The following is a 13957-nucleotide window of genomic DNA, read 5'->3' on the forward strand; positions in this document are numbered from 1 at the left end:
TTCCGCATACGGTAGCCGGTCCCGGAAGGTGGATCTCGCAGTTCATGGCTAAGAAGCAAGGCGCCATTGAGATCGAGGGCACCGTGATCGAGTCTCTTCCGAACGCGATGTTCAAGGTCGAGCTGCAGAACGGTCACAAGGTCCTCGCGCACATCAGTGGCAAGATGCGCATGCACTACATCCGCATCCTGCCGGACGACCGGGTCGTCGTGGAGCTCAGCCCCTACGACCTCACGCGCGGGCGGATCGTCTACCGCTACAAGTAAGAACGTCAGATCTAGACCCGGAGAACCTGAAGCATGAAGGTCAAGCCGAGCGTCAAGAAGATCTGCGACAAGTGCAAGGTGATCCGCCGCCACGGCCGGGTCATGGTGATCTGCGACAACCTGCGCCACAAGCAGCGCCAGGGCTGATCGCTCTCCAGCATTTCTCGTAGTACTTCGCGCGACGCGAAAACGTCATAAGCGGGCTACCCGATCCGTCCCCTCGTGGACGGACTGCCACCCCCGGTCAGAGGCCGGGGCTCCATCGTCGAGAGGCGAAGGAGTAGGTAGCACGCAAGACCTCTGAAGAACCACAGGAGCCTTGAATGGCACGCCTCGCCGGCGTTGATCTCCCCCGTGAGAAGCGGATCGAGATCGCCCTCACCTACGTGTACGGCATCGGCCGTACCCGCGCCCAGCAGACCCTGGCCGAGACCGGTGTCAACCCGGATGTCCGCGTTCGCGACATCACCGAGGACGACCTCGTCAAGCTGAGCCAGTACATCGACGCCAACTACACGGTCGAGGGTGACCTCCGCCGTGAGGTGGCCGCCGACATCCGCCGCAAGGTCGAGATCGGCTGCTACGAGGGTCTGCGTCACCGCCGTGGCCTGCCGGTCCGCGGCCAGCGCACCCACACCAACGCGCGTACCCGCAAGGGCCCGCGTCGCGCGATCGCCGGCAAGAAGAAGCCGGGCAAGAAGTAGTCCGTCCCGTAACCGGACATCCCTCCGGCCCGCGGGTCAGCGGACCGACCACCTCAGTAGGAGAACAGACTTATGCCCCCCAAGGGTCGTCAGGCTGCCGGCGCGAAGAAGATCCGCCGCAAGGAAAAGAAGAACGTCGCTCACGGCCACGCGCACATCAAGAGCACGTTCAACAACACCATCGTTTCGATCACCGACCCCGCGGGCAACGTGATCTCCTGGGCCTCCGCCGGCCACGTCGGCTTCAAGGGCTCGCGCAAGTCCACCCCGTTCGCCGCGCAGATGGCCGCCGAGGCCGCTGCCCGTCGCGCGCAGGAGCACGGCATGCGCAAGGTTGACGTCTTCGTGAAGGGTCCGGGCTCCGGCCGCGAGACCGCGATCCGTTCGCTCCAGGCCACCGGCCTGGAGGTCGGCTCGATCCAGGACGTCACCCCCACCCCGCACAACGGCTGCCGCCCGCCGAAGCGCCGCCGCGTCTGACGCAGCGCCTTCGGGCTCGCAGTACCTGCTGTAAACCTCGTACGGGGTCCTGCTTCGCGGCGGGACCCCGTACGCTTGGTCCTGTCGGCATCAAATAGTGGGTGCCGAAGACAACCGGAGGATTTCCCCCATGCTTATCGCTCAGCGTCCTTCGCTGACCGAAGAGGTCGTCGACGAGTTCCGCTCGCGGTTCGTGATCGAGCCGCTGGAGCCGGGCTTCGGCTACACCCTCGGCAACTCCCTGCGCCGCACGCTCCTGTCGTCGATCCCGGGTGCCGCTGTCACCAGCATCCGCATCGACGGCGTCCTGCACGAGTTCACCACCGTGCCGGGCGTCAAGGAGGACGTGACCGACCTCATCCTCAACATCAAGCAGCTGGTCGTCTCCTCGGAGCACGACGAGCCGGTCGTGATGTACCTGCGCAAGCAGGGCCCGGGTGTCGTCACCGCCGCCGACATCGCCCCGCCGGCGGGTGTCGAGGTGCACAACCCCGAGCTGGTCCTCGCCACGCTGAACGGCAAGGGCAAGCTGGAGATGGAGCTGACCGTCGAGCGCGGTCGCGGCTACGTCTCCGCCGTCCAGAACAAGGCCTCCGGCCAGGAGATCGGCCGCATCCCGGTTGACTCGATCTACAGCCCCGTGCTGAAGGTCACCTACAAGGTCGAGGCCACCCGTGTCGAGCAGCGGACCGACTTCGACAAGCTGATCGTCGACGTCGAGACCAAGCCCGCCATGCGTCCGCGTGACGCCATGGCCTCGGCCGGCAAGACCCTGGTGGAGCTGTTCGGCCTCGCCCGCGAGCTGAACATCGACGCCGAGGGCATCGACATGGGCCCGTCCCCGACGGACGCCGCCCTGGCCGCCGACCTGGCGCTGCCGATCGAGGAGCTGGAGCTCACGGTCCGCTCCTACAACTGCCTCAAGCGCGAGGGCATCCACACCGTGGGTGAGCTCGTCGCCCGCTCCGAGGCCGACCTGCTCGACATCCGCAACTTCGGTGCGAAGTCGATCGACGAGGTCAAGGCGAAGCTGGCCGGCATGGGCCTGGCCCTCAAGGACAGCCCGCCCGGGTTCGACCCGACCGCTGCCGCCGACGCCTTCGGCGCCGACGACCTCGACGACTCGCACTTCGCCGAGACCGAGCAGTACTAAGAGAATTGGCCGCGGGGGCGGTTCCACGGAACCGCCCCCGTCGTCCTGAAAGCCGTACGGGCACAGTGCCCGTACGCCCGCTGCGGTACCTGGTACGGCCGCAGTCGGAGATTCGAGGAGTAATTCCATGCCGCGTCCCACCAAGGGTGCCCGCCTGGGCGGTGGCCCGCACCACGAGCCGCTGCTGCTCGCCGGCCTGTGCCGGGAGCTGTTCCAGTACGGCCGCATCACCACGACCGAGGCCAAGGCCCGTCGGATGCGCCCGCTGGCGGAGAAGCTGATCACCAAGGCGAAGAAGGGCGACATCCACAACCGTCGCCTGGTGCGCAAGACCATCACCGACGTGTCGGTGCTGCACACCCTCTTCACCGAGATCGCGCCGCGCTACGAGAACCGCCCGGGTGGCTACACCCGCATCACCAAGATCGGTCCCCGTCGTGGCGACAACGCCCCGATGGCCGTGATCGAGCTGGTCGAGGCGCTGACCGTCGCGCAGACCGCCGTCGGCGAGGCCGAGGCCGCCACCAAGCGTGCCGTCAAGGAGGCCGACGCCAAGGTCGAGGCCACCGAGACCGAGGCCGCCGAGCAGGCCTGACACCACTAGGTGTTGTTGCGGGCCCGCTTCCCCAGCGATGGGGGAGCGGGCCCGTTCCTCATGTCCAGGGAGTGAAGAGCAGTGGTCAACGATTGCGCCGAGCGGCCGCCGGTGAAGGACGGCCCGGCCGACGGGTACGTCCGGGTCCGGCTGGACCTCGCCTACCAGGGCGCCGAGTTCTCCGGCTGGGCCCGCCAGAAGGGCGGCCGCCGGACGGTCCAGGAGGAGATCGAGACCGCGCTCCAGATCGTCACCCGCAGCTCGGAGCTGTTCCCGCTGACCGTGGCCGGGCGCACCGACGCCGGGGTGCACGCCCGCGGCCAGGTCGCCCACGTCGACCTGCCGGCCGAGCTGTGGGAGGCGCACCGGGAGAAGCTGCTGCGCCGGCTGGCCGGCCGGCTGCCCGGGGACGTCCGGATCTACCGGGTCGGCGAGGCGCCGGCCGGGTTCGACGCCCGCTTCTCGGCGATCTGGCGCCGGTACGCGTACCGGGTCGCCGACCACCCCGGCGGGGTCGACCCGCTGCTGCGCGGCCACGTGCTCTGGCACGACCGCCCGCTGGACGTGGACCGGATGAACCGGGCGGCCGAGCTGCTGCTCGGCGAGCACGACTTCGCCGCGTACTGCAAGAAGCGCGAGGGCGCCACCACCATCCGCACCCTGCTGGAGCTGCACTGGGACCGCGTCCCGGTGGACTCCTACGCCGCCCAGGAGGGCTCCCTCGCGGTCGCCACCGTCCGGGCCGACGCCTTCTGCCACAACATGGTCCGGGCGCTGGTCGGCGCGATGCTGCTGGTCGGCGACGGGCACCGGCCGGTGGAGTTCCCCGGCGAGGTGCTGGCCGGCGGGGTGCGCAACTCCGCCGTCAACGTGATCCGGCCGTACGGGCTCACGCTGGAGGAGGTCGGCTACCCGCCGGACGACCAGCTGGCCGAGCGCAACCGCGCGGCCCGGCGGATGCGCACCCTGCCCGGGCAGAGCGCGTAGTGAGGTAATCCGTTTTGGCCCGGCGCGTCCGCTTGGGAGAATCGCTCCCATGGGACACGTCGAGATTTCGCACCTGGAGTACTACCTGCCGGACGGGCGCGTCTTGTTCGACGACGCGTCCTTCCGGGTGGGCGAGGGCGCCGCGGTCGCCCTGGTCGGCGCCAACGGCGCCGGCAAGACCACGCTGCTGCGCATGATCGCGGGGGACATCCAGCCGCACGGCGGCTCGGTGACGATCAGCGGCGGGCTCGGCGTGATGCGCCAGTTCGTCGGCACCACCGGCCGCGAGGACCAGCAGGCCACGCCCGGCGCGCTGCCGGCCGACGCCTCGGTGCGCGACCTGCTGGTGTCCGTCGCCCCGGAGCGGATCGCCAAGGCGGCCCGCGCGGTGGACGCCGCCGAGCTGGCGATGATCGCCCAGGACGACGAGAAGACGCAGATGGCCTACGCCCAGGCGCTCTCCGACTGGGCCGACGTCGGCGGCTACGACTACGAGACCGACTGGGACGTCTGCACCATGGCGGCCCTGGGGATGCCCTTCGACAAGGCCCAGTGGCGCGGGCTGAACACCCTCTCCGGCGGCGAGCAGAAGCGGCTCGTGCTGGAGGCGCTGCTGCGCGGCCCCGACGAGGTGCTGCTGCTCGACGAGCCCGACAACTACCTGGACGTCCCGGCCAAGCGCTGGCTGGAGGAGGCCCTCAAGGCCACCTCGAAGACCGTGCTGTTCATCTCGCACGACCGCGAGCTGCTCTCCAAGACCGCGAACAAGATCATCGCCGTCGAGACCGGCGCCACCGGCAGCAGCGTCTGGGTGCACGGCGGCGGCTTCGACACCTTCCACGAGGCCCGCAAGGCCCGCTTCGAGCGCTTCGAGGAGCTGCGCCGCCGCTGGGACGAGGAGCACGCCAAGCTCAAGAAGCTGGTCGTCACCCTGCGCCAGGCCGCCGCGGTCAGCCACGAGATGGCCTCCCGCTACGCCGCCGCCCAGACCAGGCTGAAGAAGTTCGAGGACGCCGGTCCGCCGGAGGCGCCGCCGCGCGAGCAGACCATCACCATGCGGCTCAAGGGCGGGCGCACCGGCGTGCGCGCCTTCACCATGGAGCAGCTGGAGCTCACCGGCCTGATGCAGCCCTTCGACCTGGAGGTCTTCTACGGCGAGCGGGTCGCGGTGCTGGGTGCCAACGGCGCCGGCAAGTCACACCTCCTGCGGCTGCTGGCCGGTGACGGGTCGGTCGCGCACACCGGCGACTGGAAGCTCGGCGCCCGGGTCGTGCCCGGCCACTTCCGGCAGACCCACGCCCACCCGGAGCTGTTCGGCCGCACCGTGCGGTCGATCGTCGAGGAGGAGCACGCGCTCAGCCGCGGCGCCGCGATGGGCGCGCTGCGCCGGTACGAGCTGGACCGCCAGGAGGAGCAGAAGTTCGAGTCGCTGTCCGGCGGGCAGCAGGCCCGGCTGATGATCCTCAAGCTCGAACTCTCCGGCGTGACGGCCCTGTTGCTCGACGAGCCGACCGACAACCTGGACCTGGAGAGCGCCGAGGCCCTGCAGGCCGGCCTGGAGGCCTTCGACGGCACCGTGCTGTGCGTCACCCACGACCGCTGGTTCGCCAAGACCTTCGACCGCTTCCTGGTGTTCGGCGCGGACGGCCGGGTGTACGAGTCGCCGGAGCCGGTCTGGGACGTGACCCGGGTGGAGCGCGAACGCTGAGTGACGGCGGGGGTCGGTCCCGGGCATTTTTGACCCGCCCCCGCCCTGCCGGTAACCTGGACGCTTGATGTGCGTATTGGCTCGCTCTATCTCACGTGAGAGGTCGGTACGCCGGAGACATCAGGTCGTCGACCAGCGGTCCCCCTTGAATTGCGTCCAAGGATGGCCAGGCTGCTCTTCCGTCCGGGTGCTCCTGTCAGGACTCACTCACTGAAAAGCGAAGGCTACGACCGTGCGTACGTACAGCCCCAAGCCCGGCGACGTCCAGCGTCAGTGGCACGTCATCGACGCGACCGACGTCGTGCTGGGCCGCCTGGCCTCCCAGGCCGCCAACCTCCTCCGGGGTAAGCACAAGGCGATCTACGCGCCGCACGTTGACACTGGTGACTTCGTCATCATCATCAACGCCGACAAGGTGCACCTGTCCGGTAACAAGAAGACCCAGAAGCTGGCCTACCGCCACTCGGGCTTCCCGGGTGGTCTGCGCTCGGTGCGCTACGACGACCTGCTGGCGAACAACCCGGAGAAGGCCGTCGAGAAGGCCATCAAGGGCATGATCCCCAAGAACAGCCTGGGTCGCCAGATGCTCTCGAAGCTGAAGGTCTACTCGGGCGACCAGCACCCGCACGCTGCCCAGCAGCCGGTGCCGTTCGAGATCACCCAGGTCGCGCAGTAATTCGGCCACCAAGCCCCCCAACACTGAAAAGAGCTGAGGAACACCGTGGCCGAGACCACTGAAACCCTTGAGGTCGACTTCGACGAGACCGTCGTCGAGGGCGAGTACACCTCCGAGGAGAGCTACACCTCCGAGTCGCTGGCCGGCCGCTTCGGCGAGGCCGTCCCCGGCGCCGGCCTGGGCCGTCGCAAGGAGGCGATCGCCCGCGTGCGCATCGTCCCCGGCACCGGCGTGTGGAAGATCAACGGTCGCACCCTCGAGGGCTACTTCCCGAACAAGGTGCACCAGCAGACCGTGAACGAGCCCTTCAAGCTCCTGGAGCTGGACGGCCGTTACGACGTCGTCGCCCGCATCAGCGGTGGCGGCGTCTCCGGCCAGGCCTACGCGCTGCGCCTCGGCGTCGCCCGTGCCCTGAACGAGGCCGACGTGGACAACAACCGCGGCGCGCTGAAGAAGGCCGGCTTCCTGACCCGTGACGCCCGCGCCGTCGAGCGCAAGAAGGCCGGTCTGAAGAAGGCCCGCAAGGCGCCGCAGTACAGCAAGCGCTAATCGCCTCCCCGGGGGTGCGGTCCGCCCTGGCGGCGCACCCCCTGGTTGCGCGAAACCGTCGCCCCGGAGTACCTCGCGTACTCCGGGGCGACGTGTTCCCCGGCTACTGTGCGGCGGCCGGGATCATCGGTTGGGTTCCGAGCAGTGGTGATGGAGGACGGGACAGTGGGACGACTCTTCGGTACGGACGGCGTGCGCGGGGTGGCCAACGAGGGCCTGACGGCGGAGCTGGCCCTCGGCCTGTCGGTCGCGGCGGCCCATGTGCTCGGTGAGGCCGGCGCCTTCGACGGCCACCGGCCGGTCGCGGTGGTCGGCCGTGACCCGCGCGCCTCGGGCGAGTTCCTCGAGGCCGCCGTCATCGCCGGTCTGGCGAGCGCCGGCGTCGACGTCCTGCGGGTCGGCGTCCTGCCCACCCCGGCCGTGGCGTACCTCACCGGCGCGCTCGGCGCCGACTTCGGCGTGATGCTGTCCGCCAGCCACAACGCCATGCCGGACAACGGCATCAAGTTCCTCGCCCGCGGCGGCCACAAGCTGGACGACCGGATCGAGGACGCGATCGAGACCCACTACCGCAAGCACTCGCTCGGCGACGAGGACTGGAACCGTCCGACCGGCGCGGCCGTCGGCCGGGTGCGCGAGTACACCGAGGGCTTCGACAAGTACGTCGCCCACCTGATCGGCGTGCTGCCCAACCGCCTGGACGGCGTCAAGGTCGTCATCGACGGCGCCCACGGCGCGGCCGCCTACGTCGCCCCCGAGGCCTTCGCCCGGGCCGGCGCCGAGGTGGTCCACACCCTGGGGGCCGAGCCCACCGGCCTCAACATCAACGACGGCGTCGGCTCCACCCACCTGGACCGGCTGCGCGTCGCGATGAAGGAGCACAAGGCCGACCTGGGCATCGCCCTGGACGGCGACGCCGACCGCTGCCTGGCCGCCGACGCCGAGGGCAACGAGGTGGACGGCGACCAGATCATCGCCATCCTCGCCGTCGCCATGAAGGAGGCCGGCACCCTGCGCCGCAACACCGCGGTGGCCACCGTGATGTCCAACCTCGGCTTCAAGCTGGCGATGGAGCGCGAAGGCGTCGAGCTGGTGGAGACCGCCGTCGGCGACCGCTACGTGCTGGAGGCGATGAAGGAGCACGGCTTCGCGCTGGGCGGTGAGCAGTCCGGCCACGTGATCCTGCTGGACCACGCCACCACCGGTGACGGCACCCTGACCGGCCTGATGCTGGGCGCCCGGCTGGCCGCCACCAAGCAGCCGCTGGCCGACCTGGCCGCCGTGATGACCCGGCTGCCGCAGGTGCTGATCAACGTCAAGGGCGTCGACAAGTCCCGGGTGCGGACCAGCACCGAGCTGGCCGCCGCGGTCGCCGGCGCCGAGGCCGAGCTGGGCTCCACCGGCCGGGTGCTGCTGCGCTCGTCGGGCACCGAGCCGCTGGTCCGGGTGATGGTCGAGGCCGCCGACCCGGCGCAGGCCGAGGCGGTCGCGCAGCGGCTGGCCGAGGCGGTGCGCACCCACCTGGGCTGAGCCCCCGTACGGCACGAGGCCCCCACCGGGTTCCGGTGGGGGCCGTCGGTGTTGCTCCGATGACGCCTCAGAGCTTGCGCAGCAGCGCCCGGCGGACCTTGTGGTCCTGGCCCTTCTGGAGGATCAGGGTGGCCCGGCCGCGGGTCGGCAGGACGTTCTCCAGCAGGTTGGGCTTGTTGATGGTGCGCCAGACCTGCCGGCCGTACTCCATCGCCTCCTCCTCCGGCACCTCGGTGAAGCGGCGGAAGTAGGAGTTCGGGTCCTGGAAGGCGGTCTGCCGCAGCTTGCGGAAGCGGTCCAGGTACCAGTGCTCGATGTCGTCGGTCCGGGCGTCGACGTAGATCGAGAAGTCGAAGTAGTCGGCCACCGCGAGGCGGGTGCGGCCGTCGGTGCCGGGCAGGGCCGGCTGGAGCACGTTCAGGCCCTCGACGATCAGGATGTCCGGGCGTTCCACGGTGAGCCGCTCGCCCTGCACGATGTCGTACACCAGGTGCGAGTAGACCGGCGCGCTGACCCGCTCCTTGCCCGCCTTCACGTCCGCGACGAACCGCATCAGCGCCCGGCGGTCGTACGACTCCGGGAAGCCCTTGCGGGCCATCAGGCCGCGGCGGCGCAGCTCGGCGTTGGGCAGCAGGAAGCCGTCGGTGGTGACCAGTTCGACCCGGGGGTGCTCGGGCCAGCGGGCGAGCAGCGCCTGGAGCAGACGGGCGGTGGTCGACTTGCCGACCGCGACGGAGCCGGCCACGCCGATGATGAACGGGGTGCGGGTGCGCTCGGTGTCCGGGGTGTCCAGGAAGGTGCCCAGCGCGCCGCGCAGCTCGTGCGTGGCGTGGATGTACAGGTTCAGCAGTCGCGACAGCGGCAGGTAGACGTCGCGGACCTCGTCCAGGTCGAGGGCGGTACCGAGGCCGCGCAGCCGCTCCACCTCCTCGGCGCTCAGCGGCAGCGGCGTACGCTCGCGCAGCGCGCTCCACTCGGCCCGGCTGAGGTCCACGTAGGGAGACGGGGACGGGCCGGGCGTGGCGGCGCCCCGCGTACAGAGTTCGGTCAGCACATGCTCCATTGTGAGCCGTCGCGCCGTTCACGGTTGCTGTGGTGTCGGTCACGCAGCGTTCGCGCGCGGCGGGAAAACGGCCACAGAACCGCCCTTATGCTGGCACGCATGTGCGGAATTGTTGGATACGTGGGCGCTCAGTCCGCCCTCGACGTAGTAATCGCAGGCTTGCAGCGCCTGGAGTACCGGGGTTACGACTCGGCCGGTGTCGCGGTGCAGGTCCAGGACTCCGAGGGGCAGTGGAGCCTGGCCACGGACAAGAAGGCGGGCAAGCTCGCCAACCTGGAGAAGTCGCTCGCCGAGTCCCCTCTGCCCGGCGGCACCACCGGCATCGGCCACACCCGCTGGGCCACCCACGGCGGCCCGACGGACGCCAACGCCCACCCCCACCTGGACGACCGGCAGCGGGTGGCCGTGGTGCACAACGGCATCATCGAGAACTTCGCCCAGCTGCGCGCCGAGATCGCCGAGCGCGGCCACACCCTCCGGTCCGAGACCGACACCGAGGTCGTCGCCCACCTGCTGGGCGAGGCCTACGCGGGTGACCTCGCCGAGGCCATGCGGGTGGTCTGCCGTCAGCTGGAGGGCGCCTTCACCCTGGTGTCCGTGCACGCGGACGCGCCGGACGTGGTCGTCGGCGCCCGCCGCAACTCGCCGCTGGTGGTCGGCCGCGGCGAGGGCGAGAACTTCCTCGCCTCGGACGTCGCCGCCTTCATCGCCCACACCCGTGAGGCGATCGAGCTGGGCCAGGACCAGGTGGTCGAGCTGCGCCGCGAGGGCGTGACCGTCACCAACTTCGACGGCACCCCGGCCGACGTGCGCGAGTACCACGTCGACTGGGACGCCTCCGCCGCCGAGAAGGGCGGCTACGACTACTTCATGCTCAAGGAGATCGCCGAGCAGCCGAAGGCGGTCGCCGACACCCTGCTCGGCCGGATCGGCACCGACGGCCGGCTCACCCTCGACGAGCTGCGGATCTCCGACGCCGACCTGCGCTCGGTCGACAAGGTCGTCATCGTGGCCTGCGGCACGGCCTTCCACGCCGGCATGATCGCCAAGTACGCGATCGAGCACTGGACCCGCATCCCCTGCGAGGTCGAGGTCGCCTCCGAGTTCCGCTACCGCGACCCGATCATGGGCCCGGGCACGCTCGTCATCGCCATCTCGCAGTCCGGCGAGACCATGGACACCCTGATGGCCCTGCGGCACGCCCGCGAGCAGGGCGCCAAGGTGCTGGCGATCTGCAACACCAACGGCTCCACCATCCCGCGCGAGTCGGACGCGGTGCTGTACACCCACGCCGGCCCGGAGGTCGCGGTCGCCTCCACCAAGGCGTTCCTGACCCAGCTGGTCGCCTGCTACCTGGTCGCCCTGTACCTGGGCCAGGTGCGCGGCACCAAGTGGGGCGACGAGATCTTCGCCGTCATCAAGGAGCTCGGCGACGCGCCGAAGCAGGTCGAGCAGGTCCTGGAGACCATGGAGCCGGTGCGCGAGCTGGCCCGCTCGCTGGCCGACGCCCGCTCGGTGCTGTTCCTCGGCCGCCACGTCGGCTTCCCGGTGGCCCTGGAGGGCGCGCTCAAGCTCAAGGAGCTGGCGTACATGCACGCCGAGGGCTTCGCGGCGGGCGAACTCAAGCACGGCCCGATCGCCCTGATCGAGGAGGGGCTGCCGGTCGTGGTGGTCGTGCCCTCGCCGCGCGGCCGGTCGATCCTGCACGACAAGATCGTCTCCAACATCCAGGAGATCCGGGCCCGCGGCGCCCGCACGATCGTGATCGCCGAGGAGGGCGACGAGGCCGTCGTCCCGTACGCGGACCACCTGATCCGCATCCCGGCCACCCCGACCCTGCTCCAGCCGCTGGTCGCCACCGTCCCGCTCCAGGTCTTCGCCTGCGAGCTGGCCACGGCCAAGGGCCACGAGGTCGACCAGCCGCGCAACCTGGCGAAGTCGGTCACCGTCGAGTAAGTGACGACCACGGCGTCCCTGCGGTGGCTGTGCCCTACCGCAGGGGCGCCGTGTCGAGGGTGAAGGAGAATGGGGCGGGCAGGTCGATCGGCTTGCCGAACGGGACCGGCTCCTTCTCGGTGTAGTCGTCGCCCTCGGGCTTGGTGAACAGGGTGACCGTGCCTTTGCCCCGGTCGACCAGCAGGTAGCAGGGGATGCCGGCAGCGGCGTACCCGCGGCGCTTCTGTTCGCGGTCCCTGCCCGGGCTGGTGGACGTGACCTCGAAGACGAGCAGTACGCCGGCGGCGTCCGCCCACGAATCGGCGTTGAGGAAATGCCCGACCGGGCTGACGGTTCCGTCAGGGATGAACCGCCCGGACGGCACGACCAGCCCCTTGTTGCCGGACAGGTCGAACTCGGCCTCGGCCTTGCGCATGAACTGCCGGTTCAACAGGGAGAACGCGGCCTCGTGCTCTCCGTCCGGTGGTGGCGTCACAACGATCTCCCCTTCGACGAGCTCGGCCTTGTAGCCGGGCGGCGTTTCCAGCTCCAGGAACGCCTGGAGGAGGTTGTCCCGGCCCAGCGGGCCCTCGACGGCTGGCATGGCGACCATGGCCCTTCTCCCTCCTGTGGGTCCGTGCCGAGCCACAAGGTAGGCGTACGGACCGACACCGGCGGGGCATCGAAGTGGGTGTCACTCGAAAGTCTGCCGCAGTCCGGCCTGCCGTGGGGCCGCGGCGCGGGCTAGCGTCGGTGGTACGCCGATCGCCGAGGGAGACCCGCCATGCGCCATGCACACCCTGTGGAAACCGTCCGGGCCGCGGAGGCGGAGCTGATGGCGCGGCTGCCGGAGGGCACGCTGATGCAGCGGGCGGCGGCGGGGTTGGCGGCGACCTGCGCGCGGCTGCTGACGCGGCGTCGGGGGCGGGTGTACGGCAGTCGGGTGACGGTGCTGGCGGGCAGCGGGGACAACGGGGGTGACGCCCTGTACGCCGGGGCCGCGCTGGCCCGGCGCGGGGCGCGGGTGACGGCGGTGCTGCTGACGCCGGAGAAGGCGCACCCGGGCGGGCTGGCCGCGCTGCGGGCCGCCGGCGGACGGGTGACGGTGGAGCAGGAAGTCGGCCTGGCCGACTTCTCGCGCGCGGACCTGGTGCTGGACGGCATCGTCGGCATCGGCGGCCGGGGCGGGCTGCGCCCCGAGGCGGAGCCGTACGCGCGGGCCTCGCGGTCCGGGACCGTGGTGGCGGTGGACCTGCCGAGCGGGGTGGACGCCGACACCGGCGAGGTGCCGGGCGCGGCGCTGCGGGCGGACGTCACGGTCTGCTTCGGCACGTACAAGCCCGGGCTGCTGGTCGACCCGGGGGCCTCGTACGCGGGCGTGGTGCAGCTGGTCGGCATCGGGCTGGAGCCGCCCGCCGCGGAGGTGACGGCGCTCCAGCACGCGGACGTGGCGGCGCTGCTGCCGGTGCCGGGCGCGGAGAGCGACAAGTACCGGCGCGGCGTCGTCGGGGTGGCGGCCGGCTCGGCGACCTACCCGGGGGCGGCGCTGCTGGCCGTGGCGGGGGCGCTGCACGGCGGCGCGGGCGCCGTCCGGTACGTCGGCACGGCGGCCGAGGAGGTGGTGCGGCGCTTCCCGGAGACGCTGGTCACCGAGGGCGGCCCGGCCGGTGCCGGGCGGGTGCAGGCCTGGGTGGTCGGGCCGGGCGGCGGCGAGGGGGCGCGGCAGGCGCTGACCGAGGCGCTGGCGAGCGACGTCCCGGTGCTGGTGGACGCGGACGGCCTGACCGAGCTGGGCCGGCTCGGTCCGGACGCGCTGGCCGGCCGCACCGCGCCCACCCTGCTCACCCCGCACACCGGCGAGGCCGCCCGGCTGCTCGCGGGCGCCGAGGGCGGCACGCCGCCGGCCGCCGACGACCTGGCCGCGGCCCGGCTGGCCACCGCCCGCCAGCTGGCGGCGCACTACCGCGCGACGGTGCTGCTGAAGGGCTCCACCACGGTGGTCGCCGACCCGGGCGGGGCCGTCCGGGTGAACCCGACCGGCACCTCCTGGCTGGCCACCGCCGGCAGCGGCGACGTCCTGGCCGGGCTGGCCGGCTCCCTGCTGGCGGCGGGCCTCGCGCCGCTGGACGCCGCGTCGGTGGCCGCCTACCTGCACGGCCTGGCCGGCCGCGAGGCGGCGGGCGCGCCGGGCGCCCCGACGACGGCGCTCGCGGTGGCCGGGGCGCTGCCGGCGGTGTGGCGGGCGGTCCGCGAGGGGTGGGCGCCGGAACCGGAACGTCCGGTCGCGGCGTCCTGAACGGGGTGAACGGGC

Annotated in this window: 15 protein-coding genes; 13 read left to right on the forward strand and 2 right to left on the reverse strand. The window is 71.2% G+C overall.

The genetic code is table 11. The features are described from left to right. The first annotated feature begins 44 nt into the window (after nucleotides 1–44). The 11 genes from infA to glmM all read left to right on the forward strand — a co-directional run bounded on the left by infA (nucleotide 45) and on the right by glmM (nucleotide 8648). On the forward strand, nucleotides 45–266 hold the full coding sequence (gene infA / locus ACGF0D_RS08510; protein ID WP_003956442.1) for a translation initiation factor IF-1: 222 nt from the start codon (nucleotides 45–47) through the stop codon (nucleotides 264–266). Between the two features lie 33 nt (nucleotides 267–299). Beyond that, the gene (gene rpmJ / locus ACGF0D_RS08515) at nucleotides 300–413 is read left to right on the forward strand and encodes a 50S ribosomal protein L36 (protein ID WP_003956441.1); all 114 of its coding nucleotides are present in this window, start codon (nucleotides 300–302) and stop codon (nucleotides 411–413) included. 176 nt (nucleotides 414–589) lie between these two features. After that, on the forward strand, nucleotides 590–970 hold the full coding sequence (rpsM, locus tag ACGF0D_RS08520) for a 30S ribosomal protein S13 (protein ID WP_316523629.1): 381 nt from the start codon (nucleotides 590–592) through the stop codon (nucleotides 968–970). 72 nt (nucleotides 971–1042) lie between these two features. Beyond that, on the forward strand, nucleotides 1043–1450 hold the full coding sequence (rpsK, locus tag ACGF0D_RS08525; protein ID WP_030232513.1) for a 30S ribosomal protein S11: 408 nt from the start codon (nucleotides 1043–1045) through the stop codon (nucleotides 1448–1450). A gap of 130 nt (nucleotides 1451–1580) precedes the next feature. Next, nucleotides 1581–2603 (forward strand): DNA-directed RNA polymerase subunit alpha, encoded by a 1023-nt coding sequence (locus tag ACGF0D_RS08530; protein WP_049649049.1) that lies wholly within the window; start codon nucleotides 1581–1583, stop codon nucleotides 2601–2603. A 127-nt stretch (nucleotides 2604–2730) separates the two neighbouring features. Then, a complete protein-coding gene (rplQ, locus tag ACGF0D_RS08535; RefSeq protein WP_392867322.1) occupies nucleotides 2731–3198 on the forward strand; it encodes a 50S ribosomal protein L17 in 468 nt (155 codons plus the stop codon). Between the two features lie 81 nt (nucleotides 3199–3279). Then, complete coding sequence (gene truA / locus ACGF0D_RS08540) at nucleotides 3280–4185, forward strand: tRNA pseudouridine(38-40) synthase TruA (protein ID WP_392867319.1); 906 nt, start codon at nucleotides 3280–3282, stop codon at nucleotides 4183–4185. A 49-nt stretch (nucleotides 4186–4234) separates the two neighbouring features. Then, a complete protein-coding gene (locus tag ACGF0D_RS08545) occupies nucleotides 4235–5893 on the forward strand; it encodes an ABC-F family ATP-binding cassette domain-containing protein (protein WP_392867316.1) in 1659 nt (552 codons plus the stop codon). A 232-nt stretch (nucleotides 5894–6125) separates the two neighbouring features. Continuing rightward, the gene (rplM, locus tag ACGF0D_RS08550; protein WP_030055846.1) at nucleotides 6126–6569 is read left to right on the forward strand and encodes a 50S ribosomal protein L13; all 444 of its coding nucleotides are present in this window, start codon (nucleotides 6126–6128) and stop codon (nucleotides 6567–6569) included. Between the two features lie 45 nt (nucleotides 6570–6614). Continuing rightward, nucleotides 6615–7118 (forward strand): 30S ribosomal protein S9, encoded by a 504-nt coding sequence (gene rpsI / locus ACGF0D_RS08555; protein ID WP_392867313.1) that lies wholly within the window; start codon nucleotides 6615–6617, stop codon nucleotides 7116–7118. A gap of 165 nt (nucleotides 7119–7283) precedes the next feature. Beyond that, a complete protein-coding gene (gene glmM, locus ACGF0D_RS08560) occupies nucleotides 7284–8648 on the forward strand; it encodes a phosphoglucosamine mutase (RefSeq protein ID WP_392867310.1) in 1365 nt (454 codons plus the stop codon). A 67-nt stretch (nucleotides 8649–8715) separates the two neighbouring features. Here glmM and coaA read toward each other — a convergent pair whose 3' ends face one another. Next, nucleotides 8716–9711 (reverse strand): type I pantothenate kinase, encoded by a 996-nt coding sequence (coaA, locus tag ACGF0D_RS08565; RefSeq protein WP_392867308.1) that lies wholly within the window; start codon nucleotides 9709–9711, stop codon nucleotides 8716–8718. Nucleotides 9712–9810: 99 nt separating this feature from the next. On the opposite strand from coaA, the gene glmS reads away from it, so the two are divergent. Next, nucleotides 9811–11667 (forward strand): glutamine--fructose-6-phosphate transaminase (isomerizing), encoded by a 1857-nt coding sequence (glmS, locus tag ACGF0D_RS08570; protein ID WP_392867305.1) that lies wholly within the window; start codon nucleotides 9811–9813, stop codon nucleotides 11665–11667. Nucleotides 11668–11701: 34 nt separating this feature from the next. Here the strand turns inward: glmS and ACGF0D_RS08575 are convergent, their stop codons facing one another. Continuing rightward, a complete protein-coding gene (locus ACGF0D_RS08575; protein WP_392867302.1) occupies nucleotides 11702–12259 on the reverse strand; it encodes a Uma2 family endonuclease in 558 nt (185 codons plus the stop codon). A gap of 171 nt (nucleotides 12260–12430) precedes the next feature. Between ACGF0D_RS08575 and ACGF0D_RS08580 the strand changes: the two genes are divergently transcribed. After that, on the forward strand, nucleotides 12431–13942 hold the full coding sequence (locus ACGF0D_RS08580) for an NAD(P)H-hydrate dehydratase (RefSeq protein WP_392914383.1): 1512 nt from the start codon (nucleotides 12431–12433) through the stop codon (nucleotides 13940–13942). The last annotated feature ends 15 nt before the right edge of the window (nucleotides 13943–13957 follow it).

It is taken from the genome of Kitasatospora sp. NPDC048298 (assembly GCF_043201465.1).
GTDB lineage: Bacteria > Actinomycetota > Actinomycetes > Streptomycetales > Streptomycetaceae > Kitasatospora.